This is a genomic window from Melghirimyces profundicolus (assembly GCF_003054245.1).
In the GTDB taxonomy this organism is placed as follows: Bacteria; Bacillota; Bacilli; order Thermoactinomycetales; family DSM-45169; genus Melghirimyces; species Melghirimyces profundicolus.
The window spans coordinates 110,650-133,866 of the sequence record NZ_QBKR01000003.1 but is presented as its reverse complement, the minus strand read 5'-3'; the positions used below and the strand labels follow the sequence as shown (position 1 = coordinate 133,866).

At 55.9% G+C, this 23,217-nt stretch carries 27 protein-coding genes and 1 pseudogene; 6 read left to right on the top strand and 22 right to left on the bottom strand.

Translation table 11 applies throughout. The features are described 5' to 3' along the window. Positions 1-55: 55 nt before the first annotated feature. A complete protein-coding gene (locus C8P63_RS03345) occupies positions 56-634 on the bottom strand; it encodes a TetR/AcrR family transcriptional regulator (protein ID WP_108021919.1) in 579 nt (192 codons plus the stop codon). A 450-nt stretch (positions 635-1,084) separates the two neighbouring features. Here C8P63_RS03345 and C8P63_RS03340 point away from each other — a divergent pair, with 450 nt between their 5' ends. Both C8P63_RS03340 and C8P63_RS03335 read left to right on the top strand, forming a co-directional pair. Continuing rightward, positions 1,085-2,344 (top strand): S8 family peptidase, encoded by a 1,260-nt coding sequence (locus C8P63_RS03340; protein WP_245920648.1) that lies wholly within the window; start codon positions 1,085-1,087, stop codon positions 2,342-2,344. A gap of 84 nt (positions 2,345-2,428) precedes the next feature. Beyond that, positions 2,429-3,604 carry a S8 family peptidase gene (locus C8P63_RS03335; protein WP_108021917.1) on the top strand — a complete coding sequence of 392 codons (1,176 nt, stop codon included), beginning with the start codon at positions 2,429-2,431 and terminating at the stop codon, positions 3,602-3,604. Positions 3,605-3,638: 34 nt separating this feature from the next. Here the strand turns inward: C8P63_RS03335 and C8P63_RS18940 are convergent, their stop codons facing one another. From C8P63_RS18940 to C8P63_RS18935, 12 genes are all read right to left on the bottom strand, one after another. Further along, positions 3,639-3,797, bottom strand: coding sequence for a hypothetical protein (locus tag C8P63_RS18940; protein ID WP_170109472.1), 159 nt, complete (start codon positions 3,795-3,797; stop codon positions 3,639-3,641). A 119-nt stretch (positions 3,798-3,916) separates the two neighbouring features. Beyond that, a complete protein-coding gene (locus C8P63_RS03330; protein ID WP_342748049.1) occupies positions 3,917-4,564 on the bottom strand; it encodes a DUF3179 domain-containing (seleno)protein in 648 nt (215 codons plus the stop codon). A 3-nt stretch (positions 4,565-4,567) separates the two neighbouring features. After that, entirely contained in the window at positions 4,568-4,795 is a 228-nt protein-coding gene (locus C8P63_RS19875) for a DUF3179 domain-containing (seleno)protein (protein ID WP_108021915.1), read from the bottom strand. Positions 4,796-4,924: 129 nt separating this feature from the next. Beyond that, on the bottom strand, positions 4,925-5,734 hold the full coding sequence (locus C8P63_RS03320; RefSeq protein ID WP_170109471.1) for a DUF3179 domain-containing (seleno)protein: 810 nt from the start codon (positions 5,732-5,734) through the stop codon (positions 4,925-4,927). 408 nt (positions 5,735-6,142) lie between these two features. Continuing rightward, positions 6,143-6,994 (bottom strand): DUF3179 domain-containing (seleno)protein, encoded by an 852-nt coding sequence (locus tag C8P63_RS03315; protein ID WP_170109470.1) that lies wholly within the window; start codon positions 6,992-6,994, stop codon positions 6,143-6,145. 215 nt (positions 6,995-7,209) lie between these two features. Next, positions 7,210-7,731 (bottom strand): GNAT family N-acetyltransferase, encoded by a 522-nt coding sequence (locus C8P63_RS03310; RefSeq protein ID WP_108021912.1) that lies wholly within the window; start codon positions 7,729-7,731, stop codon positions 7,210-7,212. Next, positions 7,732-8,730 (bottom strand): YbgA family protein, encoded by a 999-nt coding sequence (locus tag C8P63_RS03305; RefSeq protein ID WP_108021911.1) that lies wholly within the window; start codon positions 8,728-8,730, stop codon positions 7,732-7,734. Positions 8,731-8,779: 49 nt separating this feature from the next. Further along, positions 8,780-9,250: a TspO/MBR family protein gene (locus C8P63_RS03300; protein WP_108021910.1), complete on the bottom strand. Its 471-nt coding sequence runs from the start codon at positions 9,248-9,250 to the stop codon at positions 8,780-8,782. Between the two features lie 167 nt (positions 9,251-9,417). Beyond that, a complete protein-coding gene (locus tag C8P63_RS03295; protein WP_108021909.1) occupies positions 9,418-10,341 on the bottom strand; it encodes a TIGR01777 family oxidoreductase in 924 nt (307 codons plus the stop codon). Between the two features lie 50 nt (positions 10,342-10,391). Beyond that, positions 10,392-10,787, bottom strand: a complete 396-nt coding sequence (locus C8P63_RS03290; protein ID WP_108021908.1) for a VOC family protein — start codon at positions 10,785-10,787, stop codon at positions 10,392-10,394. A gap of 110 nt (positions 10,788-10,897) precedes the next feature. Further along, positions 10,898-11,572: an HAD family hydrolase gene (locus C8P63_RS03285; protein WP_108021907.1), complete on the bottom strand. Its 675-nt coding sequence runs from the start codon at positions 11,570-11,572 to the stop codon at positions 10,898-10,900. A 387-nt stretch (positions 11,573-11,959) separates the two neighbouring features. Then, a complete protein-coding gene (locus C8P63_RS18935; RefSeq protein WP_170109469.1) occupies positions 11,960-12,652 on the bottom strand; it encodes a DUF3891 family protein in 693 nt (230 codons plus the stop codon). A 209-nt stretch (positions 12,653-12,861) separates the two neighbouring features. Between C8P63_RS18935 and C8P63_RS19350 the strand changes: the two genes are divergently transcribed. Beyond that, positions 12,862-13,311, top strand: coding sequence for a hypothetical protein (locus C8P63_RS19350; protein ID WP_211308235.1), 450 nt, complete (start codon positions 12,862-12,864; stop codon positions 13,309-13,311). 202 nt (positions 13,312-13,513) lie between these two features. Then, positions 13,514-13,645: a GapA-binding peptide SR1P gene (locus C8P63_RS03270; protein WP_108021906.1), complete on the top strand. Its 132-nt coding sequence runs from the start codon at positions 13,514-13,516 to the stop codon at positions 13,643-13,645. A 156-nt stretch (positions 13,646-13,801) separates the two neighbouring features. Here C8P63_RS03270 and yfkAB read toward each other — a convergent pair whose 3' ends face one another. The 6 genes and pseudogenes from yfkAB to C8P63_RS03235 all read right to left on the bottom strand — a co-directional run bounded on the left by yfkAB (position 13,802) and on the right by C8P63_RS03235 (position 19,348). After that, positions 13,802-14,956 (bottom strand): radical SAM/CxCxxxxC motif protein YfkAB, encoded by a 1,155-nt coding sequence (gene yfkAB / locus C8P63_RS03265; protein WP_108021905.1) that lies wholly within the window; start codon positions 14,954-14,956, stop codon positions 13,802-13,804. Between the two features lie 245 nt (positions 14,957-15,201). Continuing rightward, positions 15,202-15,585 (bottom strand): hypothetical protein, encoded by a 384-nt coding sequence (locus C8P63_RS03260; RefSeq protein ID WP_146172100.1) that lies wholly within the window; start codon positions 15,583-15,585, stop codon positions 15,202-15,204. Positions 15,586-15,857: 272 nt separating this feature from the next. Further along, positions 15,858-16,100, bottom strand: coding sequence for a spore germination protein (locus C8P63_RS03255; protein WP_108021903.1), 243 nt, complete (start codon positions 16,098-16,100; stop codon positions 15,858-15,860). Between the two features lie 76 nt (positions 16,101-16,176). Next, positions 16,177-16,574 (bottom strand): annotated as a pseudogene (locus C8P63_RS19455) (cupin domain-containing protein); the annotation flags it as partial. Positions 16,575-16,944: 370 nt separating this feature from the next. Beyond that, a complete protein-coding gene (locus C8P63_RS03240) occupies positions 16,945-18,642 on the bottom strand; it encodes an alkaline phosphatase D family protein (RefSeq protein WP_425437231.1) in 1,698 nt (565 codons plus the stop codon). Between the two features lie 142 nt (positions 18,643-18,784). Further along, positions 18,785-19,348: a GNAT family N-acetyltransferase gene (locus C8P63_RS03235; protein ID WP_245920647.1), complete on the bottom strand. Its 564-nt coding sequence runs from the start codon at positions 19,346-19,348 to the stop codon at positions 18,785-18,787. Between the two features lie 84 nt (positions 19,349-19,432). Here C8P63_RS03235 and C8P63_RS18930 point away from each other — a divergent pair, with 84 nt between their 5' ends. Further along, on the top strand, positions 19,433-19,570 hold the full coding sequence (locus C8P63_RS18930; protein WP_170109468.1) for a hypothetical protein: 138 nt from the start codon (positions 19,433-19,435) through the stop codon (positions 19,568-19,570). 57 nt (positions 19,571-19,627) lie between these two features. On the opposite strand, the gene hmpA is transcribed toward C8P63_RS18930, so the two are convergent. After that, entirely contained in the window at positions 19,628-20,896 is a 1,269-nt protein-coding gene (hmpA, locus tag C8P63_RS03230; protein ID WP_108021902.1) for an NO-inducible flavohemoprotein, read from the bottom strand. Positions 20,897-21,011: 115 nt separating this feature from the next. Between hmpA and C8P63_RS03225 the strand changes: the two genes are divergently transcribed. Further along, complete coding sequence (locus C8P63_RS03225; protein ID WP_108021901.1) at positions 21,012-21,509, top strand: Crp/Fnr family transcriptional regulator; 498 nt, start codon at positions 21,012-21,014, stop codon at positions 21,507-21,509. Positions 21,510-21,559: 50 nt separating this feature from the next. Here the strand turns inward: C8P63_RS03225 and C8P63_RS03220 are convergent, their stop codons facing one another. Next, the gene (locus tag C8P63_RS03220) at positions 21,560-22,603 is read right to left on the bottom strand and encodes a VOC family protein (RefSeq protein ID WP_146172099.1); all 1,044 of its coding nucleotides are present in this window, start codon (positions 22,601-22,603) and stop codon (positions 21,560-21,562) included. A gap of 196 nt (positions 22,604-22,799) precedes the next feature. Continuing rightward, a complete protein-coding gene (locus tag C8P63_RS03215) occupies positions 22,800-23,216 on the bottom strand; it encodes a disulfide oxidoreductase (RefSeq protein ID WP_108021899.1) in 417 nt (138 codons plus the stop codon). Between the last annotated feature and the right edge of the window lies 1 nt (position 23,217).

Genomic DNA, 23,217 nt, shown 5'->3' with positions numbered 1-23,217 from the left:
ACGCGGTACCGACCGGTCGGTCTGATCGGGCAAAACATTGCGGGTTCATCAAAAATTACTCAGGTAACAGGCCGTTCATCACAAAGTCCGTGTAGATATCGGCGATTTCCTCCAGGGAAAAGTCGCCGTCCGGTCTGTACCATTTATAGATCCAGTTGATCATTCCCAAGACCGCCATGGTGACGATCGTTACATTGGAGTTCGAACGGAATTCGCCGTTTTTCACCCCTTCCTCAATCACCTGATGGAGTAACCTTTTGTAACGATCCCGCTTCCCTTCGATCTTCTTCAGGTATTCCCGGGACAGATGCAAGCTCTCTTCATTGAAAATGGCCAGATGGGATTGGTAAGTGTCGAACAGCAGGACGAAAGAGCGGATGATGCCACGCAGCTGTTCCTTGGCATTGTCATGCCTTTCGATGGCTTCTTCCGCCTTTTCCAGGGCATGAGTGACACAAAAGTCGTGGATCATGTAGAGAAGTTCATCTTTCGATGTAAAGTTGTGATAAAACCCCCCTTTGGAAGTTCCGCTCTCCTTCACGATCTGATCCACGGACACGCGGGAGTAGCCGCAGCTTTCGAACAGGCGGAGAGCGGTCCGGATGATCCGGTCTTTGGTGGGGGATTGTTCCATTTCTTTTCACCTCTTCAGCGATCCATGAACCAACGGAAGACCGACCAGTCTGTCTGTTTGATATTATATAAATTTTCTGCCCATTTCTCAATCCTTATTTCGCTTCCTCCGCAGGCAGTTTCATCTTACATAATCAGGGTATTACTGGTCTCGGCTGGATTATGGAAAATACATCCGATCCATTATCAATCTATCAATCTCCACGACAGGAACGAGAAGTCAACCCCCAAAGGAAAAGTTTGGTTTCCTCGTCTGTTGGTTGTACTTGAACGGTAATTACCTTTATTAACCATATTGTAATTCTAATATATTTCGCGCTTTTATGCGCGAAAACAAGATGTCCCAATTAACATTATTACTAAACTATTAAATCTATACAAATTTTCAGATGTTTGTGTTATAGTGCTTATGGAGGATCTTCCAAGCCATTTATACGAGGGAGTGAACTGTTTGAAGGCAAAAAATTTTAAATTGTTGGGGAGCGTATTGCTGTCTTGCTCTCTGGTGTTCACGGCTTTCAGCCCTGGTGCCGGGGCCTCGGCAGCCGACTCTTCTTCACCGGAGAAATTCCGGGTTCTGATCCAAGCTGACAAAGAGGACAAGCGGGAGCTGAAACAAAAGTACGGTGAGCGGTGGGATTTCGGAAAAAAGGGGTTTACCACCGATGTCAACCAAAAGCAGTACGAAGGGCTTAAGAACCGCAAGGACTTGGAAATCCGGAAGGTGCAAAAAGCAAAAACCGTTGGAACCGTAAAAGCGGAGGCAACCCGTTCCGCAACCCCGTCGGACCAGACCCCTTGGGGGATTGAAGCCATCTACAACATTTCCTCGATACCATCCACTTCCGGCGGATCCGGCACCCGGGTCGCCGTCCTGGACACCGGTACTTACATCGACCACGCGGATCTGGCTGGTAACGCCGAGCAATGCAAGGATTTTACCTCCGGAAGGGGAATGAAAAACGGGGCTTGCACCGACAAAAACGGTCACGGCACCCATGTCGCCGGTACCGTGCTGGCTGACGGCGGATCCGACGGCCTGGGGATCTACGGAGTGGCCCCTGATGCCAAACTGTGGGCGTACAAAGTCCTCGGGAACAGTGGTTTCGGCTGGTCCGATGACATAGCCAACGCCATCCGGCATGCGGCAGATGAAGGGAACCGCCTCGGGGTGAACGTGGTCATCTCCATGTCTCTCGGCTCCTCCAGCAAAGACAGCCTGATCGCCGACGCTGTCACCTACGCGTACAACAATGGCGCTCTTGTCGTGGCGGCTGCCGGTAACGACGGTCCTGACCCGGATACGATCGGTTACCCCGGCGCCCTGGCCAACGCCGTGGCGGTGGCGGCTTTGGAGGACGTTCAGGAAAACGGAACCTATCGGGTGGCCGATTTCTCCTCCCGGGGCAACCCGGACACGGTGGGGGACGATGTGATTCAAGAGCGTGACGTGGAAGTCTCCGCTCCGGGCCGGACAATCGAGTCCACCTGGAAAGACGGCGGCTACAACACCATCAGCGGAACCTCCATGGCCACTCCGCACATCTCCGGTCTGGCCGCGAAGATCTGGGCAGCCAACCCGTCTTGGAACAACCATCAACTTCGCGACGAACTGCAGAACCGCGCCAAGACCAACGATATCCAGGGCGGTCTCGATGCCGGCAGCGGAGATGACATCGCCTCCGGCTTCGGGTTCCCCCTCGCCCAATAATCGTTTTTCAAATGATCTGAATGGTGCGACGTCAGGATCAACCGTCCCGGCGTTTCATCCATAAAATTTCAGGGAGGGTTTCCATTGAAACGGTTTCTCAGTCTTTCTTCCGCCCTGGCTCTGACCCTGGGGCTTCTCTTCTCCCCGGCCGCAGCCGACGTGGATGCCAAAGCGAAGGATCAGGCCGAATATGTGAAAGGCGAAGTCATCGTGAAGTTCAAATCCGGCACTACGAACAGCGAAAAAGCCCAAGCCCACAAAAATGAAAATGCCACGCTGAAAGAACGCAACGACCACAAAAAGGTAAAGTTCGACTTGGTGAAAGTAAAAGGCCGATCCGTGGAAGAAGCCATCCAAGAGTATAAAGGAAATTCCGACGTGGAATACGCCGAGCCGAACTACATCTTCAAAGCGGACTGGGTGCCCAACGACACCTATTACAACAGCTACCAGTGGGGACCCCAAAAGGTTCAGGCGGAAGCCGCCTGGGACTACACCCGCAGCTCCGGCAGCACCCGGATCGCCATTGTGGACACCGGGGTCCAGTATGACCATCCGGACCTGAACGCCAAAGTGACCCGCGGCTATGACTTCGTCGGTAACGACTGGTACCCCTATGACTACAACGGACACGGCACCCACGTGGCGGGAACGGCCGCAGCCGAGACCAACAACTCCACCGGGGTGGCCGGGATGGCACCGAATGCGGAAATCTTCGCCGTCCGCGTCCTTGACGCCAACGGCAGCGGGACCCTGGCCGACGTGGCCGACGGCATCGTCCATTCGGCCGACTACGGCTCTGACGTGATCAACCTCAGCCTCGGGTCCCCCTCCGGCTCCTCCACTCTGAAAAGCGCGGTCGACTACGCCTGGAACCGCGGGGCCGTCGTGGTGGCCGCCGCGGGGAACGCCGGCACCAGCACCAAACATTATCCCGCAGCTTATGCGAACGCCATCGCCGTCGGCGCAACCGACCCAAACGACAACAAAGCTTCCTTCTCCAGCTACGGTACCTGGGTTGACGTGGCTGCTCCGGGTGTGGATATCCTCTCCACCTACCCGACCAACAGCTACGCTTATCTGAGCGGCACTTCGATGGCCACCCCCCACGTGGCGGGATTGGCAGGTCTACTGGACGCCCAGGGAAGGAGCAAGAGCAACATCCGTGCCGCGATCGAAAACACCGCCGACTGGACTCCCGGCACGGGGACCTACTGGGCCCACGGACGGATCAACGCCTACGACGCCGTCCGCTACTGAGTCGCCTGAACTCCATACCCAAAAGGGACGACCTTCATCGGGGGTCGTCCCTTTTGAGTTCCTTTTCCTTCCCCTTTCGATCACAGTCGAAGCACCGGATTTTTCCGTCCGCGAGAACCACCCCGTTCAGGAAGCCCTCCAGGCAATACACGACTTTCCCGCATCCGGAGCACTCGCCCACCCGTTCTTGCATCGGCTCACTCCCTTCCCCGGCTTTCTTCGGCCGGCGGTTCCGATTCTCCTCCCGGCCGTAGAACCCGAACGGCTACCGTCCTGTAAAAACAGAAGGCCCGCCGGTTGCGGACCTTCTCATCATGAAGCCGATGATTCCTTTTTCTCCTCACTCTCCCGGTAAATCTCACATCCCGGATAGGTGAGGGCGAAACCGTACCAGCGGGTGTAAAGATACTGAGGAACGTCTTCCCAGTCGTCGGTGTCTTCATAGTTGACATCCGGGAAGCCGTCTTCGTCAACGGAGATGCTGACCGGACGACCGTCCAAAATATCCCGCACTTCCCCGCCGGATTTTTCGATGGCGTCGATGGGATAAAACTTCTTCACGTTCCCGGTCATGATCCCGACGCCGCTCATCATGTCCGGAAGTCGGTGGTCCCGTTTGACCATGGTCTTCTTGAATCCGGGGGGATAGATGCCGAATTTCCCAAACCAGTTCATCACAGGTTGAATCACCAATCGCCGGAACAGGGGTTGTTTCGACAGGGCCAACCGAAGATCGGGCCACCGTTCCAAGGCTTGTCCCGCTGTCATCTGACCCAGCAGAAGGCTGTCCATCTTCTTTCCTTTCAGGGGGCCATAGACACACTCTCCGGTGATGTGGTTCCAATAGGATCCGGTTTCCCGGTCCTGCAGGATGGCAAGACCATCGTATACCCCCACACAGAAGAAGTGAAGTTCCTTTCCATCAATGACGGGAACCATACTGGTTCCACTGTGGCAGATCGCTCAATAGTTGACGATATAGGGCTCACCGGCCAGTTTCCCCTGGGCGACATGGTGGTACGTCATCTGGTACATCCAGAAGGCAAGGCTCTCGCCGCCCCGGTTCAACACCAGCACCGTGTCATCCTTTTTGATCTCGCCGCGACCGACAGCGTTCTTGAGCGGTTCGGAACCGGCGACCGGAAACGGATGAAACTGCTGTTTCATAAAACGATCAATGTCAAACGCCATCCTTCTCCCTCCTTCTCTTCTTTTCTAATTTAGCACATGTCTTTTCCGCTTTCAGCAGAGGAAGGCCAGGTTTCCATAGAAATAGAATATATTAAGAGAAAAATATTCGACTATCATTGATTCCACAAATCAGGATGCAGCTTCCGTTTCCCCTTCCGACCTCGGTTCAAACACCTTGCAATCCGGAAAGGTGAGGGAAAACGCATACCAACGGGTGTAAACGTAGGGCGGAACATCATCCGGACCTTCAGCATCTTCGTACCAGACATCCGGAAAACCGTCTTCATCCACAGAGATGATGAAGGGACGGTGGTTCAGAACGTCCGTCACCTCTCCGCCCGATTTTTCGAGTTCCTCGATCGGGTAAAACTTTTTCAGACCGTCGGCCATGATGCCGACCCCGCTGGTCATGTCGGGGAAACGGGGATCTCTCTTGGGCATGGTGCTTTTAAACGTGGGGGGATAGATGCCGAACCGGCCGACGAAATTCATGAAAGGCAAAAGGATGTATTTCCGCCACGCGGGCTGTTTGGACAGCGCCAACCGAAGGTCGGGCCAACGTTCCAGGGCTTGTCCCGCCGTCATTTGGCCCAGGAGCAGCATCTCCATCCGCTCCCCTTTCAACGGTCCGTGCATGCATTCTCCGGTCACCGGGTTCCAGAAGGATTGGGTTTCCCGATCCTGCAGAATGGCGCTCCCATTGTAGACACCGGCACAATGGAAATGATATTCCCGACCTTTTATAACCGGCACGAAACCGGTCCCGGCATGACAGATGGCACAATAGCTGATCATGAAGGGTTCCCCGGCCAATGTTCCCTGCGCCACATGGTGATACGTCATCTGATACATCAAAAACGCGAGTCGTTCTCCACCCCGGCAGATCACCAACAACGTGTCATTCTCCTTGATGTCTCCGCGCCCGATCACGTGTTTCACAGGCTCGGACCCCCCGACCGGAAACGGTTCAAAATCGTGTCCCAAAACACGGTAAATCGGGGATTTCTTAAAACGGGAAAGATCAAACTCCTGCAATGGGGCTCCCTCGCTTTTCCTTGGTTGATGGGTGAACCTCCAAAAAAGTTGCTTCCAAAGCTTCTCTCTTCAGATCTTCGGCTGTGAGGGGCAAGCTCCTTTCCTGATCCATCCCAAAGCGGATCCACAGTCCGGAACGGTTCAGTCCAAATGTATCATATCTTTCTGTTCGTTTTCACCATCGAAATCAAATGATTTAAAATCAAATACGTTTTCAATCCTTCCAAATTCAAACAGAAAAACAGAGTCACGAAAAAGAGCCCGTATGAAACGGACTCTTCCCAGGACATATGGCAAGGAATGATTTCCGGGTTATCCCGCCTGATGGATCTTACAACCGGGATAGGTAATCGAAAACCCAAACCAGCGGGTGTACAGATACTGGGGAATGTCCTCTCCGTCCTCTGTGTCTTCGTAGTACGCTTCCGGAAACCCGTCCTCATCCACGATGACGGTGACGGGTCGTCCGGCGAGGCGGTCACTCAATTTCCCCCCGGCTTTCTCGATGGTGTCGATGGGATAAAACTTCTGCTCTTCCTTCGTGAAGACGCCTACACCGCTGGTCATATCCGGGAGACGCTCGTCCCGCTTGATGATCGTCTTTTTGTATCCCGGCGGATAAATCCCGTGTTTTCCGAAATAGTTCATGATCGGGGTCAGCATCCGGTGAAGCCAGCTCTGTTTGGCCAGGGAGAGATGCAGGTTCGGGTACTTCTTCAACGCTTGCCGGGCGGTCATCTGCCCCAGAAGGAGCATGTCCATTTTCTTTCCCTTCAGGGGCCCTTCCACACATTCCCCGGTCACATGGTTCCAGTAGGAATCCGTCTCCCGGTCCTGAAGCATGGCAATGCCATTGTGCACCCCGACACACCGGAAATGAAATTCCTTCCCGTCGATGACGGGGACCATGGCAGTCCCGGTATGGCAAATCGGACAGTAGGTCGCCAGGTAGGGCAACCCGTTCAAGCTTCCTTGGGCCACTTTGTTGTAGGTCATCTGGTACATCGAAAAGGCCCGGTATTCCCCGCCGCGCCCCACCACCAAGACGGTATCTTCCTCCTGGATCTCGCCCCGCTTCACGGCATTCTTAAGGGGTTCCGAACCTTCAACCAAAAACGGCTCAAACTCCATCCTCATAAAACGGGAGCTATCAAAGTCTTCCACGAACTCGTTCCCCTTTCTTCCCGTAAAAATGTACGGTTTTGATTCCATTATTAAATTTATCACAAGAAAATGTTTCCTTCTCTACCCCTGGGTGTATATTTTTTAGAATTTTACGAAACAAATTTTTTCATTTCTTCCATCTTCCGATCGATGAACGATATAATTCCCATTTCTATGTCAATGAACATGGGAGACCGGCTTCCCCCGGTTTCCGGTCATGGATTCCATTCCGGTTGCAGGAGGCTCATGATACACAGATTCCAGTACTCATCCCCCATTTTCCGGGCATCCCGCATCGTCCCTTCCCACCGAAACCCCGCCCGTTCGTAGCTCCGGATGGCGGAGCGGTTAAAATCGAAAACATACAGGTCCAGCCGGTGAAGGTCGAGTTCTCCGAAGGCATAACGAACCGCTTCGCGAACCATGGCCGTGCCCAGCCCGCCGCCCCGGCGTGCCGGGTCCAGCAGAACCCGGGCCAGGGTGGCGGACCGGTGCTCCCGGTCGATTCGGTTCAGCTCCACATGTCCCACCATCTCCCCGGATGCTTCTTCGATCGCCTTGAAATTGATCCGCTCGGCATTCTTTCCTTCGTTTCCTTTCAGGTGGCCGGCCAGCTGCGCCTCATCCAGGGGGAAATGAAAGCGTGGACCGGCCCACTGAAGGAGAAATTCCGGGGAGTCGGTCCATTCGATGAGACGGGGAAAATCCGCCGTTGTCAGCTTCCGGAGTGTCAGCATTCATTCATCCTCCCATCCCTCTTCCTCTGCATCCACCTCCCGCTTCCACAGCCACTCGATGGGGAGTGGATTCAGGTAGGTCTGTTCCTTCGCCCAGTCATCCTTCCTCCGCATGAAATGGTACCGAAGCAGGGTAAGAGGAACGGTCAGGGGAAGTCTCCCCTTCCGGAACGCTTCGATCGCTTCCCGGATCTCCCCTTTTTCTTCCGCCGGAAGGAAGTCTTTCAGGCGTCCCTCCAAATGGGTGAGTACATCGGTGTGCCGCTTCCGGGTGGCGGGTTTCGCCACCGCCTCCATGAAATGCTCTCCATACGTTTTCAGCCGCTCCTCCACGGGGCGATCCCCGTCGGCGGCGATCCGGCCGAGACGGGTGTACAGATCCCGGCTGTGGGACAGGAGGCTCAGCTTCTGACGGGTGTGAAACTCAACCAGATCCCCGGACCCGGGATTCCGCGAAAGAAAGGAAAGCCACCTCCACCGGGCGGCCACCCGGCCGATAAAGACAGCCAGCCTTCCCGGATCTTCCAGCTCCGTCTCCTCCGCCACCGGGAGCCCGGGAAACCGTCGCAGCAACGCTTCGGCAAACAACCCGCGCCCCTCTTCTTTCTCTTCTTCTCCGTGGTGGTGGATGGGAATCTCCCGGAGACCGCAGGAAGGGGAACCTTTTTTCAGGATGTAGCCGTGAAGAGGTTCCTTGGAAAGCTCCGCCAGGCGGCGTTCCGAATACGCTTCCATGGCCTCCGTCAGATCCCGCCGGGTCTTCGTCGCAACCAGGCGGGGGGCGGCTTCCCTGCCGTCTGACTCCAGCCGGATCGTTTCCCGGGGGACCCCCAACCCCAGTTCCACCTCGGGGCAGACAGGCACCCACCGGAAGAAACGTCCCAGCTCCCGATTGATAAACCGATGGTATTTGTGAGCCCCGTTGTATCTCACCCGCTCGCCGAGCAGACAACTGCTGATCCCGACGCGCAGAACGGGGACGTCCGACTCCCAGTTCATCCTTCCACCTCCCGATGAAAAACCGGTGCCGTATGCCGACAGCCTCCTTTTAATTCAACCACCAGATGTTCAGGTTGTAAAATGCGACAAAAGTGACCCAGATCCAATAGGGGAGCAACAGCACCGCGGCCGTCCGGGTCACTTTCCAGGCGGCGATCACAAAAGCCCCGATGAAAAACCACAACAGAAGGATTTCCAACAGGGCCGCGCCAGGGAACTGATACGCGAAGAACAAACAGGTCCACACCAGATTGAGGAGTACCAGTCCTCCCCAGAACAACAGCGCATACCGACGTTCCGTCGAATCCTTTCCCTCCCAGACCATCCAGCCGGAAATCGCAATCAGAACGTACCATACCGTCCACACCGGACCGAAAACCCATCCGGGAGGGTGGAAGAACGGTTTTTGCAACCGATCATACCATGATCCCGGATCGGGATCCGACACCCTCCCTCCCAGAGCCGCGACAATGGAGCAGAACACCAGGAAAACGGCCAACGATCCCCATTTTCGCTTCACCCGTACACCCCCTCACCCATTTGATGACCTGTGAAGCGATTCAACCGATTCTCTTCACTTTTTAATGATGGGTAAACGGAATATAGTACCATTGTTCCCGATTCCACCCCGGATTCAACCCGGGACAGGGGATGGCCGAGTGGGGGAAGGAAAAAACCACCGGAAGTTCACCGGTGGCCGTCTTCCTTATTCAATTCGTGACGAAGCGCTTTTTCAAGGTGGGGCCATCGAAAGCGGCACTCCGATTCCAACAGCTTCTTCGGAAGCGTTTGGTTTCCTCCGAGGAGCAACTCCTCCGCCATCTCCCCCAAAACCACCCGGGCGATCGGACCCGGCAGGGGGAACGGAGTCGGCCGGCGGAGGATCCGTCCCAACGTGCGGGTGAACTCCTCATTGTTGACCGGTGCGGGAGCGACAATATTCACCGGTCCGGACAGGTCCTCCCGTTCCAGCAGGAAATCCACCACATGGGGGATCTCGTCCCGTGCGATCCAGCTCATCATTTGACGGCCCCGCCCGATTCGCCCGCCCAGCCCCAGTTTGAAGAGGGGGAGCATGGTCGCCAGCGCCCCTCCCTTTCGGCTCAGCACCATCCCGAAGCGCATGTGGGCCACCCGGATCCCCGCGTCAACGGCCGCCCGGGTCGCCCGTTCCCACTCCATCGACACCCGTGCGAGAAACCCGTTTCCTGCCGGGGTTCCTTCATCCACTTTGATTCCGGGAGGCCGGTTACCGTAATACCCAACAGCGGAAGCGGACAGCAACACCTTCGGTGGATGTTTGAGCCCGGCCAGGGTTCGGGCAAGTAACTGCGTCCCTTCCTGCCGACTTTTCAGAATTTGTTCCTTCTTTTTTCGCGTCCAGCGTCCGGAGGCGATGTTCTCTCCCGCCAGATGAATGACCGCCTCATGGCCTTCCAACCCGGCGGCATCGATTTCTCCCCGGTCCGGACTCCAACGAATTTCAAAGCCTTTCTTCTTCCGGTCCGTATGGCTCCGGACCACACGGGTTACCTCGTGTCCCGTGCCGGTCAGGTGACGGACCAATGTGCTGCCGATCAATCCCGAAGATCCTGTCATGGCGATTCGCATGGGGGAACCGATCCCTCCCGGTCTCTGATCGCGATTCCATTCCCGGAAAATCAGACCCAGACTTTCATCCGTCCGCGGAGATCCCCTGTATTCAGCTCCAATTGGGTGCCGTCGGGGTCGAGAAAGTTGATCACCCGGCCGCCGCCCCGTTCCACCGGCCCCCGGACAACAGGGACCCGGTGCAGGCGAAGTTGTTCCACCGCTTCATCGAAGTCTTCTTCCGCGATCGAGAAGGCCACATGATCCACCCCGGGGCCCGGGTTTTCCTCCCGGATCGCTTCTCCTTCCCTCTCGATCAGACAGACCCAGGCCGTCCCCCACTCGAGGTAGGCATCCAGGCGTCCCCGGTGAACCAGTTCCATCCCGAGAACTTCCACGTAAAAATGGAGCGATGCTTTCAAGTCGGTGACACGGATGGTCACATGGTTGAATCCGGACACCTTCATCTCCCCGTTCTCCCCTCTCCATGGAGTAAAAAAGAAACCCCCGGATGATTTACAAACTGGGACTGGGGCGCGATTGCCGTCTCCGCACCGCTTTCCCTGCGGACCTTCTTTCACTTACCCGTGGCGGTTTTCTCCACTCGGTCCGCCCAGGCTTTCAGATCCAGTTCTTCCAAGGAATCCAGCCGCAAGTCAATGTCCCCGAAGGCGAAATGCTTTGTGACAGAGTTCGGAACGGCAATGCATCTCATCCCGGCCCGTTTGGCGGCGAGAGCCCCGTTCGGGGAGTCTTCCAGCGCCACCGCTTCCGACGGATCCACTCCCAGGCATTCCGCCGCCAGCCGGTACAGAGCGGGGTCGGGCTTGGTCCGTTCCACGTCGTCGCGGGTCCGGAGACATTGGAAATGAGGGCGGATCCCCAGTTTGTTCAAGTATCCTTCCACCCAGCTTCGGGTGGAGCTGGAAGCCAGCCCGACTTTCCAGCCGAGCTCACGGGCCTGTTCCAGGACTTCCCGGACACCGGGAAGAATGTCTTCCTCCTCAATATACGCAAGGTGACGCTCCCGCCGCCTGCTCTCCAGATCCCCGCGATCCAACGGACGACCCACGTGCTTCTCCAGATAGTCGTACGGATCGAAATCGCTGTCCGAACTGCCGACGACCCGTGCCCAGGACTCCATCGGAAGCTGGGCCCCGTATTGTTCGTATATTTCCGCAAAGGTCCGGTATTCGGACGTTTCCGTATCCAAAATCAGCCCGTCAAAGTCAAAGATCACCGCTCGAATCATCCCGCTTCTCCCCTCTCTCTTAGAAGCGTTGTGAAAAAGTGGCGGCAGCATTTACCCAAGCCGCTCCGGCTGTACCACAGAGCACAAGTCTCGCCTGGGTCGCTCTCTCCCCGGTCTCGCTATGCACTCACGGAGCACAAGTCTCGCCTGGGTCGCTCTCTCCCCGGTCTCGCTATGCTGTCCTGCAGAGAGCACTGTCCGCTCCGCTGGGCAGGACAGCAAAGTCGCTATTTTGGGTAAACGCTTCTCCTTTTCTCGAAACGAACATGAAATCACAACGCTTTTAGTGCTTCACCGGCCCTTCCATCACCCGGCGGGACCGGCCGGAAGGCGTCATCTCCCATTATATCCAATGGGAACGGTCATGGGAATGAAAAGATGGGAGTCTCAGTCCTCCCCGGCAACCCGGATCCGGTGGACCCCCTCTTTCAGCGGCTTCCCGGAGAAGCTGATCTCTTGGTACGGAAGGACCACTTCAAAGGTGACGAAAAAGGGCAGGGGTTCCAGGCGCAGGAGATCTGTTTCTTCCCACCTCGGAAGGAAGCGTTCGCTCCCGGAGCGAAACCCGGCCCGGTACCAGGGGTGTTCGTTTTTTCCCGGTGAATTGAGACAGAGAAACAATGAGAGATCATCGCACAGCTTCAAAAAGCGCAGACGTTCCTCCAGCTTTCGCCGGTCCGCTTCTCCCGTCCCGCCGGTCCATCTGCGTTGCCGCTCTGTTTCCCTTTCGACGAACCGGACGGCCGCTTCTTCCCGGGGTTTGGAAAAAAAAGAGACATAATGCATGCTGCAAAGACAGGCGGCCCACCCGTCCATCTCTTCCACCCGGTTCACTCCCGAATGATAGGCGCGTATTTTGTCCTCCATCGGATGATCCACAAAGGAATACGGTTTGCCGGTCTTCGGGTTCCACCGGACCGATCGGTCCAACTCTTCCCACCCCACGTCATGATAACGGACGGCCGTCCGCGTGGACGCGTCCGGCGTTTCCTTCCAATGGTCTGCAATATCCCCGGAGACCCGTCCGTGGTCATGCTGACGGATCAGGATGTACCGGTCTTTCTCTTCCCTGACGATCACCTTGGGCCACCCCTTTCGCCATAAGGAACATTCTGGAAATCCTTGATCCCTACCACTTTTCCAAAGAAACCTGAAAATCCTTTTGGATTCCAATTTATGCAAACGGTGATTTATCCGGCATAAATTGTCCGTGGACAAACAAAAAACAGTCCCACCCACATACATTTGTGGTGTAAGCCTATTTACGGTGAAAAAGGAGGAGAGGAAGGTTGTCCGATCAGGAACGAAAGGAACGGGAAAACCAACCGGAAGCCCGCTCTTCCGGACAAGAGCAGGAAGCCCAACCGGATTACGGGGCTCCTTATCCCTACGGATACGATTGGGCGCACCCCACGGTGAGTCAGTACGGGTTCGGTCAGGATCCCTGGCAACCGGCCCAGGAAGGTTTTGATCCACAGCAGGCAGCCTACGGCTGGCCGGACCCCTACGGTTTTTCCCCGGATCCCTACGGTTTTTCCCCGGATCCCTACAGCCAGACCACATCGTACCCCGAAGAGGAGGAGGACCTCGACACCGAGCAGCGCCGGCGGTATCCGCCTTATTATCCGCCCTACTATCGGCCACCTTACTACCCGCCGTACCGTCGTCCATATTACCCGCCTTACCGGCCGCCTTACTACCCGCCGTACCGACCGCCTTATTATCCTTACCGGAGATAATCGATTCACCCCCCGGTCCCTCCGGGGGTTTCTTGTGTTTCCAATTCCGTATAATAAAAAGGCTGTAAGGATATATGGGATTTACAACGGGATACGACATGAATAATGAAACATTATTCCATGTGTTGACGTAAACTGTATAACATAATAATATTAATGTGACACATTTATTAAAGCGCTTACTTGTAAAGGGGGATCATCCATGGAGGCCCTTGTCTGCCAAACCTGCGACACGGTTATTGATTACGTCGATGGGGAGAAAAATGGTACCCTTTACGGCACTTGTTGCGATTGTCACGAACTACAGGCAGAAAAAAATCACTCCGCCAATTGACGAAATTGCATAGAGAGTGCCCCATGGACACGACCGTGGGGTTTTTTTATCAAAATCCATATTTCGATCATCGATTCCCGGCCGTACGAAACAATGGATACGCGCGTTGATCCATCCAAAAAAAAGCCGGGAATCCGGTCACCCGGCCCTCCGGTTTCAATCCGGATCCCCGTCCAGCGAAACGAGGGCTTTTCGTTTTTGAAAATCCACTCCGGAATAATAAGCATCGGCCACGAGGATATTGGGGCCGGTGCAACGGGCTTCAGGACAATAACAGTGGTGCCGGCGAGCCAAAGGGTGTTTCAGCCAGCGGTTGAAGACCTCCTCCAGCCGGTCCGAATAAATGTTGCCGAGGGGCGGGACGTCCCCGAAGTCGGTTACGATCACATCCCCGGTGAAGGCATGGACGTTGAGCCGGTTCCTGCCATCGGGATCATGCCGGACAGTGACGTTTTCCTCCCGGTGAAGGCGCAGCCACAGATCCCTGTCCGCTTCCTCTTCACTGCAAGGATAAAAGGGGAGGGTTCCGAACAGGATCCAAACCCCCGGATCCCTCCAATCCAGGAGACGGATCACGGTTTCCCGGAACGTCTCCAGATCGATCAGCTCCATTCCCCTGGCGAAATCACTGGGATAGAGGGGGTGGACTTCATGCCGGCGACACCCCATCCCGGCCACATCCCGGTGAATCCGATCGATATGAGGGGAGGTGAAAGGGCTTAACAGGGTCTCGGCGGAAACGAACACCCCGGCGTCGGAGAGGGCCTTCGCGTTCTCCACCATCTGTCTGAATAACTTATCCGCGGCCTTCGGTGTCACCTCACGCCCGTATTTTTCAAAGGCGATCCGGTGAAAGTCCGCTTCATCCCGGTAATTGTAGGAGATATGTAAAACGTCCACGTCGGCGACCCAATCTTCGTACCGGGACAACGGGAGGGTCAGGTTGGAGTTGAGTTGGGTGTACACCCCCCGGTCCCGGGCATACCGGAGCAAAGGCCGGATCGTCTCTTTCACGATCCGGGGACTCAATACCGGCTCCCCGCCGGTAATGCTGAGGGTCTGCAGGTTCTCCACTTCCTCGAGTCTCCGGATCAGCTGATCGGCCGGAAGCGGGATCCCTTCCTCCTTCACCAACGCCTCCCCGACGGCACAGTGTTCACAACGAAGGTTGCAGAGCTGGGTGACGGTGAACTCCACGCCCGTCAGTTCATGCCGACCTTTTCGGCTCCGGGTGTACCACGGGTCCCACGGATCCCATGCCGGGGAAAGGGGGGTTTTTTCCGCTCTCTTGCCGACTTCCGTTTCACTCATCATCGTTCCCTCCCGTTCACTTCTACGCAGGAGAAGTATAGTCCCTGAAAGGACACCCGTCAATCATCAGCTTATTCCCGGTGGGGAACCCGCATGAAGGAGCGACAAAAAACCGACTTCCGCCGATGAATCGGTTTGTCTGTCAGCCGCAGTGTCACCCGGGACGGCCGGGCTGTCATTTTTGTCGAAACCTTTGCTTAGCGGCAACCGGGAAAGAGAAAGGCCGGGCGGGAAAGCCCGGCCTTTCAGGGACGGCGCACGCCGTAAATCAGCTGGTCGACGAGATTGCGAAGGGTTTGGAGCTCTTCCGTCATCTTTTCCTGGCGGGCCATCATGGCTTCCTGATTGCGCACGATTGTCACCATGGAAGGAAGCGCCGCCGGTTCTCTTTCCGTTTCCTCTTCCTGCAGGATCTCCTCTTTCACTTCTTCCATCAGAAGCGGGGTTTTCTCACGGGATTTTTTGCGTTTCTCGGTCTCATTCCTCAGAAAATCTTTCAGGTTTTCCCTGAGCCCTTTCAGACCGTCCCTCATTTCGAGGGACGGCTTTTCGGCATTCCGGTCTTCGACCTTGGTTTCCATCTCTTTTTCCTTCTCTTGATACGCTTCCGCTTTCTCCATTTTCTTCACCCTCCTTCTCCTCATACCTTTCCACGGAGAAGGCGGGTTTCCCTTTTTTCCGTGAAATTTAAGTTCGAATTTTTTGAACAGGGTGGGGACGGCCTGTCCGGCTTTGAGAAAACCGAAAAATGGTGGAAGACAGTCCGGGTTCCCTACCACTCCCCCAGAAGCGTTGTGAAAAAGTGAGCGGCAGCATTTAACCAACGCCGCTCCGGCTTTTTCTCACAGAGCACAAGTCGCGCATGAACAGCAGGATGATGCGTTTGTTCAGCATTCATTAATCAAAGTGATTTATTTACCGGGGAAGACGGGTTTCCGAATTGGCCTTGATCGCTTAAATCATTATCAGATAGACCATTATTCATTTGGGATTTCGCCGGAGATAAATCTCCTACTGACATATTCGTCCCCTGAGCTTTAGTGTTTGCTGTGTGGCTGTTGTGGAGCGTACTTCCAACGTTAAACGACCCGTTATTAGCAATATTATTAATCTTAATGCTCCCTATTTTTACAAAAGGAGGCATTATTCTCATTCCTTTTTATAAATAATTCATCTTATGCAAAATGGATGCCTCGTGAGAATGGCGGAAGTTACGATTCCTCCAGCCTTTGAATCGAGTGTGTCCGGGGGGGAAAAGTACCACAAATCGCCCATGCCGACATCGGCTATGAAGTTCCGCCCGTTCTGGTCGGCCGCGGTAATGTGCGCACGACCCCAAAGCATGCAAGCCCACTCCGTTTGTTTATGCCAATGGACTCATGCACAATCACCCCCGCAATGTGCTTGCGACCGACATCTCTCTAACTTTTACTTCCCGCGAGCCACTGCTATGATTGAACTGCATATAGGTGTCGGAGAAAGAAGCTGGGGATCGTTCCGGCGTCAGTGGCCGGCATGTCGGGAATCTCAAGGTCGCGCATCACGTCGAGCGGGCCTGAATCAATCCCATCGGCGCGATCATCCTTTTAGGCTGTGGTAGAGATGTATAAGGATACATTGGAATCAACGACGATCCCTTTATCTTTTTGAGTTGATACAGGATTATTCAACCAGCCGCCCAATGGTTCCGAAAAAACGGGTCGTATAATAACCGCAAGATGTAGCATCAACTTTAGTTTCGCCTTTCAGGACAAATCCTCTTCGGGAACGAGGACATGCATCCGAACGTGTCATTTTCGGCGACAGTTTCGCGGGATTTTATAAAAAGTAACGCATCAGGGCCATGATACGTCCTTAAAAGTATGGTGAAAAAGTGAGCGGCGACATTTACCCGAAGCCGCTCCCGGGAAGCCAGGGCATAAAATCAAACACCCTTCCGCATTGGGGAAGGGTGGGGATGAAAATGGGGCCGGGAACAAAGAGGTGGGTTATCGGGTCACCTTGGCTTTCTGCCTTTCGTGTGCCCGGTCCTGTGCCTTCAGTCGGTCCTTCTCCACTTCGGAGGTTTGAGCCTCGCCCCCGGGGATGGGATGGTCTCCGGTCTGTTTCATGCCGGGCTTTCCGTTTTCCACAAGAAAGGAGGCCCGGGTATAGATTGGGGCGCCCGGTTGGTTGACATAGGGAACGACACGGTAGTCGGTCTGCCAGCGGTCCGGGGTCAGGGTGCAGCGGACGTATCCCCGGTAGTCGTTAAAAAAGCGGATATGCGGGTTTTCCTCCAGCAGGACGGGTGTTTCGGCACGGATGTCGGAACCGTTGCCGCCGGAGGTGATCGACGTTCCCACAAATTCCGACCCGACGATGGGGGACTCGGGGTTGTCAAAATCGGCTTTCAGGTCATTGGCCCAACTGGCGTGAACGTCCCCCGTAATCACGACGGGGTTGGATACGGACCCCTCCCCAAACAATTCCAAAAGTCGGTTCCGGGAAGCGGCATATCCGTCCCAGGCATCCATGTTGAGCAACTTGCCGGGCCCCGTTTGAATGTCCAGCTCCGCAAAAAAGATCTGCTGGGCCAAGACATTCCACCGGGCAGGGGAGTTTCGCAGCCCGTCGAACAGCCACGCTTCCTGCTCCTTTCCGAGAAGCGTCCGGTTGGGGTCGAGCGACTCTTCGTTCGGGGCCTTGAACCCGTCCCCGTTGGCCTGGTCGTCCCGGTACTGCCGGGTGTCCAACACGTGGAATTGGACCAGATTGCCGAAGGTGAGCCGCCGGTACAGCTTCAGGTCCGGTCCTTTCGGCAGCGACGAGCGACGCAGGGGCATGTGCTCGTAATAAGCCTGGTAGGCAGCGGCGCGGCGGCGGATAAAGGCTTCGGGGTCCTGCCCCTTTTCCGGGATGTGGTCAGCGTAGTTGTTTTCCACTTCATGGTCATCCCAGGTCACCACCCAGGGAAAAGCGGCGTGGGCCGCCTGCAGGTCCTTGTCCGATCGGTACTGGGCATGACGGTTCCGGTAGTCTTCCAGGGTCAGGATCTCCGGACTGTTGTGGTGCCGGACGTTTCCTGTTTTGGATACATATTCGTCCGGCCCGTATTCGTAGATGTAATCGCCCAAATGGACCACCAGATCCAGATTCTCACGGGCCATGTGGCGGTAGGCGGTATAGTAGCCGTGCTCATACTGTTGGCAGGAAGCAAAGGCAAAGGTGAACGTCTCCAGTGCGGCCCCCCGCCCCGGCGCCGTCTTGGTTCTTCCTTCCGGGCTCACCTCGCTGCCGGCCCGGAACCGGTAGTAATACTCCCGTCCCGGCTCCAACCCCTCCACTTCCACATGAACAGAATGAGCCAAATCATAACGGGCCAACTCCGTTCCTCTCCGCACAATGTTGGTAAAATTTCGGTCCTTCGCCACTTCCCATTGAACGGGGACGTCCCGGGCCGGCATTCCCCCGCCGTTCAACGGATCGGGAGCCAGACGCGTCCACAGCACCACCCCATCCGGAAGGGGATCTCCCGAAGCGACCCCCAGAGAAAACGGATAATCGCTGAAGACCGGAGAAGCTTCCACCTCCCGAACCGGAAACGTCCCGGCGATTGCGGCGCCCGCCGCCATCATGGCCAAACGACCCGTTTCCCTCAAAAATCCACGGCGGTCCATGTTCTCCCAACGTTCCTTTCGATCCACCTTGATCCCCCCGGTTCCTTCGTAATGGATACACGAAAAGGATAGAATAGTAGTTTGAATGGAATTTTAAAATGAATTCAAAATTGTGTTGAGGAAGCCAATCAAAAAACCGGCCGGTTTGGCCGGTCAGGGACGGAAGCGATCATTCGGCGGGAAGTTCCGCCATCTCCGCGGTCAAGGCATACAGGTGGTGGTCCTCCCATTTGCCGTTGATTTTGAGATGCTGCTTCGCCAAACCGATGTACCGGAATCCCGTCCGTTCCACCACCCGGATGGAGGCCCGGTTCCGGGGCATCACGGAAGCTTCGATCCGGTGGAGTTCTGCTTCCTGAAAGGCAAAGGAGGTGGCCAGGCGGACTGCTTCGGTCATGTACCCTTTGCCCTGGTGCTGTTGATCCAAAAAATATCCGATGGTACAGTTTTGCCAAGCGCCCCGGACGATGTTGCTGAGATTGACCCGGCCGATCAACCGGTCCGTGGGGCGGAGGAAGATGCCGAAACCGAATCCCGTCCCGCGTTCCCACCGGTCGATCGTCGTTTGGACGGCTTCCCGCTGCCCTTCCTCGGTGAAATGACGTTCCGGAAACCGGGGCTCAATGGGTTTCAGAAATGCTCGGTTGTTCAGGCGAAGCTCCAGAAAAGCATCGAGGTCTTCCATTTCCGGCCGCCGGATGTACACCCGGTCACCCGTCATGCTTTGGATCATGATCTGTGGGCCTCTCCTTTTCCGTGAAATAACCGGGTTTCGCGGAAAGAGATTCCGATCTCCCCGGTGAAAGGGGTGGAACCGATGAATCAACGAAGGAAAGAATGGCTGATCCGGGCCGCGGTTTTGCTGGGAATCCTGCTGGTGATCCTCTACCTCCTGGGAGACGATCACCCCGGGGGACTCCGGATTCTGTTCAAGCTGCTCAAGGAACTCCATTAATATCCATTCAAAAAAAGGCAGCCTTTTCCTCCGGCCGCCTTTTGCTTATGGGAACCCTCAGATCCGGGACGGCTCCCTTCTCCCCCGGATTGTTCCCGCTTCACGGGATTCATCCAGATGGCAGGTGGGACCGAATACTTCATAATGAATCCGTAGATCGTCCACTCCCCATTCCCTCAGAATCCGGTACATGGCTTTCATGAAGGGAAAAGGACCGCAAAGGTAAAAGTCCCCGCGGTTGGACGGGAGCACGGTCCGGAGCCAGGTTCCGTCGATATTACCCTCCTTGTGAAACCTTCCTTCTTTTCGATCCCGTTCGGTGGGCTTCTCATAACAGATGAAGGACCGGATGCGGGGGTTTCGGGCAGCCAGACCGGAGACTTCATCCCCCAAAGCGTGGACGCGTCCGTTCACCGCGGCATGGATGAAGGTGATCTCCCGGTTCGACCCCTCTTCCACCAAGGTCCGCAACATGCTGACCAGCGGGGTGAGTCCCACTCCTCCGCTGAGAAGAATGACGGGATCGCTCCCTTCCCGTTTCAGGGTGAAATCACCGGCGGGGGCGGACAGCTCCAGCACATCCCCTTCGCGGATGTCCCGGTGGAGGTGGGTGGAAACCGCTCCCGGCGGCTTTCCGTCGATCCCGTCTTCCCGTTTCACCGTGATCCGGTAAACCTCTGCTCCGGGAGCGCCGGACAAACTGTAATGGCGCATGGAGGTGCAGGGATCTCCCGGGATCCGGACGCGAACGGTCACGTATTGTCCTGGCTGGAAACGGGCCAAGGGGCCGCCGTCGGCAGGTTTCAGATAAAAGGACGTGATGACTTCGCTTTCCCTGACTTTCCGGACCACCTGGAACGGACGGAAACCGGCCCAACCACCGGGCTGGCTGTTCACTTCCTGAACCAACCGCTCCTCCACCCCGATAAAGATCCGGGCGATCGCATCATAAGCTTTTTTCCAGGCATCCAGGACTTCTCCGGTGGCAGCTTCCCCCAGCACATCCCCGATGGCCCAAAGAAGGTTCTCCCCCACGATGGGGTACTGTTCGGGACGAACCCCCAGGGCCCGGTGCTTGTGCGCCACCCGCTCCACCACCGGCAGGATGTCCTCCAACCGGTCGATATGGGCCGCAGCGGCATACACGGTATCCGCCAGGGCCCGGGCCTGTTTTCCTTCCCGTTGGTTGGATCGGTTGAAAATGTTGTACAATTCGGGGTGACGGGAAAACATCCGCCCGTAAAATCGGCGGGTGATGACCTCTCCCTGCTCTTTCAATACCGGTGCCGTCCTCTTGACAATCGCCAACGTTTTCTCATCCAGCATGAACGGTTCCCCCTCATTTCACGGGATGGTGTTTTTCCATCTCCAAGATAGCGGAGGAAGCCGGTTCATTTCTGTGATGCACGGCACACTGACTTTGACAAAGAGGTGAACCCCCTTGATCCTGCACCGGGGAGAAGTGTTGTTTCGACAGGGAGAAACCGGAGATTTGTACCGGCTGAAAAGCGGGCTTTTAAAAGTGGTTCGTCTTCGTCCCGACGGTTCCTCTCTGCTTTTCAACCTGCTGGTTCCGGGAGAATTCTTCCCCCATCATTCCCTGTTGAGCCCTCAGCCCTATTTCGCCACCGCAATCGCCGTCATCTCCAGCGAAGTGGAAGCGGTCCCCGCCCGGGAATGGTACGATTCCCTGGAGAAAGATCCGGTAAAATACCGGGAAGTGGCCGTACAGTTGCAGCACACCCTCCGGATCATCCAACAACGTCTGAACATTGCCACCGCTCCCGCCAAGGAACGGATTCCCCTGTTGAGAGAATGGTTCAGACGCCACTTTGGAAGCCAATCCGTGGAAGAGATGCTCACTCAGGAAGAAATCGGGCAGCTGATCGGAATGAGCCGTGAGACGGTCAACCGGCAACTCCGGAAAACACAGAAATAACCGGACCCCTCCGGTATACACGAGTGCTGCACACCGGAGGGGTCCGGGCGTCATTTCCCGTAGCGACGGCGTGTCTCCATAATGGTCTGGACCTGCTCCCGGACCGACTCTCCCGCCACCTGCACCATGGTGCGAACCTCCACGTTCCCATGTTCGGAAACCAGGTAACGGTCCATCGCTCCGGAAACGGTTTCCAACTGGCTGAGGACATGATCCCGGACAAAGCGGAACATGCCGAGTTCAGCCTGAACGGGACGGGAAGCGTAATGGAGTTTTTCGGCCCATTCCTCGGGATCGTAGAGGGGGATGGTATACTTCCGGCCGCTTTCGGCCAGCGCCCACTTGATCCGTTGCATCATCTCCAGATCGAAATCCACGATTTGGAGGATCAACTGGCGGATGGTTTCCCCCTCTTCGGTTTCCCATTCCAAATCTTCGTTCTCCAAACCCAGAATCGCGCCCTCTAAGAGGTCCGGACCTTTGCGGTAGAGGGCGATCACTTCCTCATCGTCCAGGCGGAGGCTCTCATAGAGAGCGATGCGGTAACCGTCCGGATCCTGGATCTTCAAAACCTGCTCCACTCCGGGGTTCTCTTCCAGAAGGAGGTCGGGGAGCCCGTACATGGCCAGGCGTTCCTGGAAATACTCGAGGTTCTCTCCGGGAAAACGGAGGGGCTCCTCTTTATTCGCTTCCAGAATCTGATAGGTCCCAACTTGCCCCTTGGGTTCCTCTTCCCCGAAAGGATCATAAGAACCGACAGGTTCCGCTTCCGGATTCGGAGCCTGCTCCCCGTCCGGTCCGCCGTCAGGGGCTGCCTGATCTTCTTCCGATTCAGGCTCCAACCTCTCCTCCGGCACCGCGGGTTCCGGTTCCGCCGGTTCCCGGGGCGGTGTCTCCGGGGCAAACAGGGTTCGAATGTCCAGTTCCGGATCCGAAGTCAACAGGATCCGATCCCCGTCGGGTGCCACCAGCCGGACGGTCCCCCTTTCGGGGTCCTCCCAATCGGGCTCAAACCCCAGCATGTCCCGGTAGAAAGTGAGGGATCTATTCAGGTCGGTGATGCGCAACACGTGCAGCGGAATCGTTTCGCTCACCATGGATCTCTCCTTTGCCGATAGAATCCGATCTATATAAAGGGCGGTCTCCCGGTGTTTACCCTGACGGGTAAAATTAATGTACCAAAGTGCTTCCGGGCGTTCAAGAAAACTGATACAAATTACAATAAACTGGAAATGAATTCATTCCTGCTTCGACAAAAAGGGTGCCCGGAAAAAAAAGGCACCCTCCCCGTCAGTCCGTTTCTTTCCGCCCGATCCATAAAAGGGAAGTGATCAGGACAAAGGCGGTCAAAGCCAAAAAAGGAATCGTGACGAAACCGAACCAATTGATGTACTGACCGGAACAGGGAATCCCTTCGCTGCAACCGGCCACGTCAGCCAACCCCGGGATTTTTTGCTGTGCGTAATGCCAGAGGGAGACGACCAGCCCCATCACGCTGAAAGGCAACGCGTAAAGCACGGCATCACGGTCCCCGCGGTAACTGGCAAGACCTAAGATCAACGCAAGGGGGTACATGAGAATTCGTTGGAACCAGCACAGTTTGCAAGGGATAAATCCGGCCACTTCGCTGAACCAAAGGCTTCCGACCAGAGCGGCCACCGCCACCAACCACGCCAGATAGAGACTGTAGGTGCGTATCCAGGACACC

Coding starts and splice junctions, on each gene's coding strand:
- C8P63_RS03285 (WP_108021907.1), bottom strand. CDS start 11,572: ATGATTCGAGCGGTGATCTTTGACTTTGACGGGCTGATTTTGGATACG.
- C8P63_RS03345 (WP_108021919.1), bottom strand. CDS start 634: ATGGAACAATCCCCCACCAAAGACCGGATCATCCGGACCGCTCTCCGC.
- C8P63_RS03255 (WP_108021903.1), bottom strand. CDS start 16,100: ATGCCTCCTTTTGTAAAAATAGGGAGCATTAAGATTAATAATATTGCT.
- C8P63_RS03295 (WP_108021909.1), bottom strand. CDS start 10,341: ATGCGAATCGCCATGACAGGATCTTCGGGATTGATCGGCAGCACATTG.
- hmpA (WP_108021902.1), bottom strand. CDS start 20,896: ATGCTGGATGAGAAAACGTTGGCGATTGTCAAGAGGACGGCACCGGTA.
- C8P63_RS03305 (WP_108021911.1), bottom strand. CDS start 8,730: ATGAACTGGGAGTCGGACGTCCCCGTTCTGCGCGTCGGGATCAGCAGT.
- C8P63_RS03310 (WP_108021912.1), bottom strand. CDS start 7,731: ATGCTGACACTCCGGAAGCTGACAACGGCGGATTTTCCCCGTCTCATC.
- C8P63_RS18940 (WP_170109472.1), bottom strand. CDS start 3,797: ATGCAAGAACGGGTGGGCGAGTGCTCCGGATGCGGGAAAGTCGTGTAT.
- C8P63_RS03270 (WP_108021906.1), top strand. CDS start 13,514: ATGGAGGCCCTTGTCTGCCAAACCTGCGACACGGTTATTGATTACGTC.
- C8P63_RS18930 (WP_170109468.1), top strand. CDS start 19,433: ATGAATCAACGAAGGAAAGAATGGCTGATCCGGGCCGCGGTTTTGCTG.
- C8P63_RS19875 (WP_108021915.1), bottom strand. CDS start 4,795: ATGGCGTTTGACATTGATCGTTTTATGAAACAGCAGTTTCATCCGTTT.
- yfkAB (WP_108021905.1), bottom strand. CDS start 14,956: ATGAGTGAAACGGAAGTCGGCAAGAGAGCGGAAAAAACCCCCCTTTCC.
- C8P63_RS03290 (WP_108021908.1), bottom strand. CDS start 10,787: ATGAAGGTGTCCGGATTCAACCATGTGACCATCCGTGTCACCGACTTG.
- C8P63_RS03235 (WP_245920647.1), bottom strand. CDS start 19,348: ATGATCCAAAGCATGACGGGTGACCGGGTGTACATCCGGCGGCCGGAA.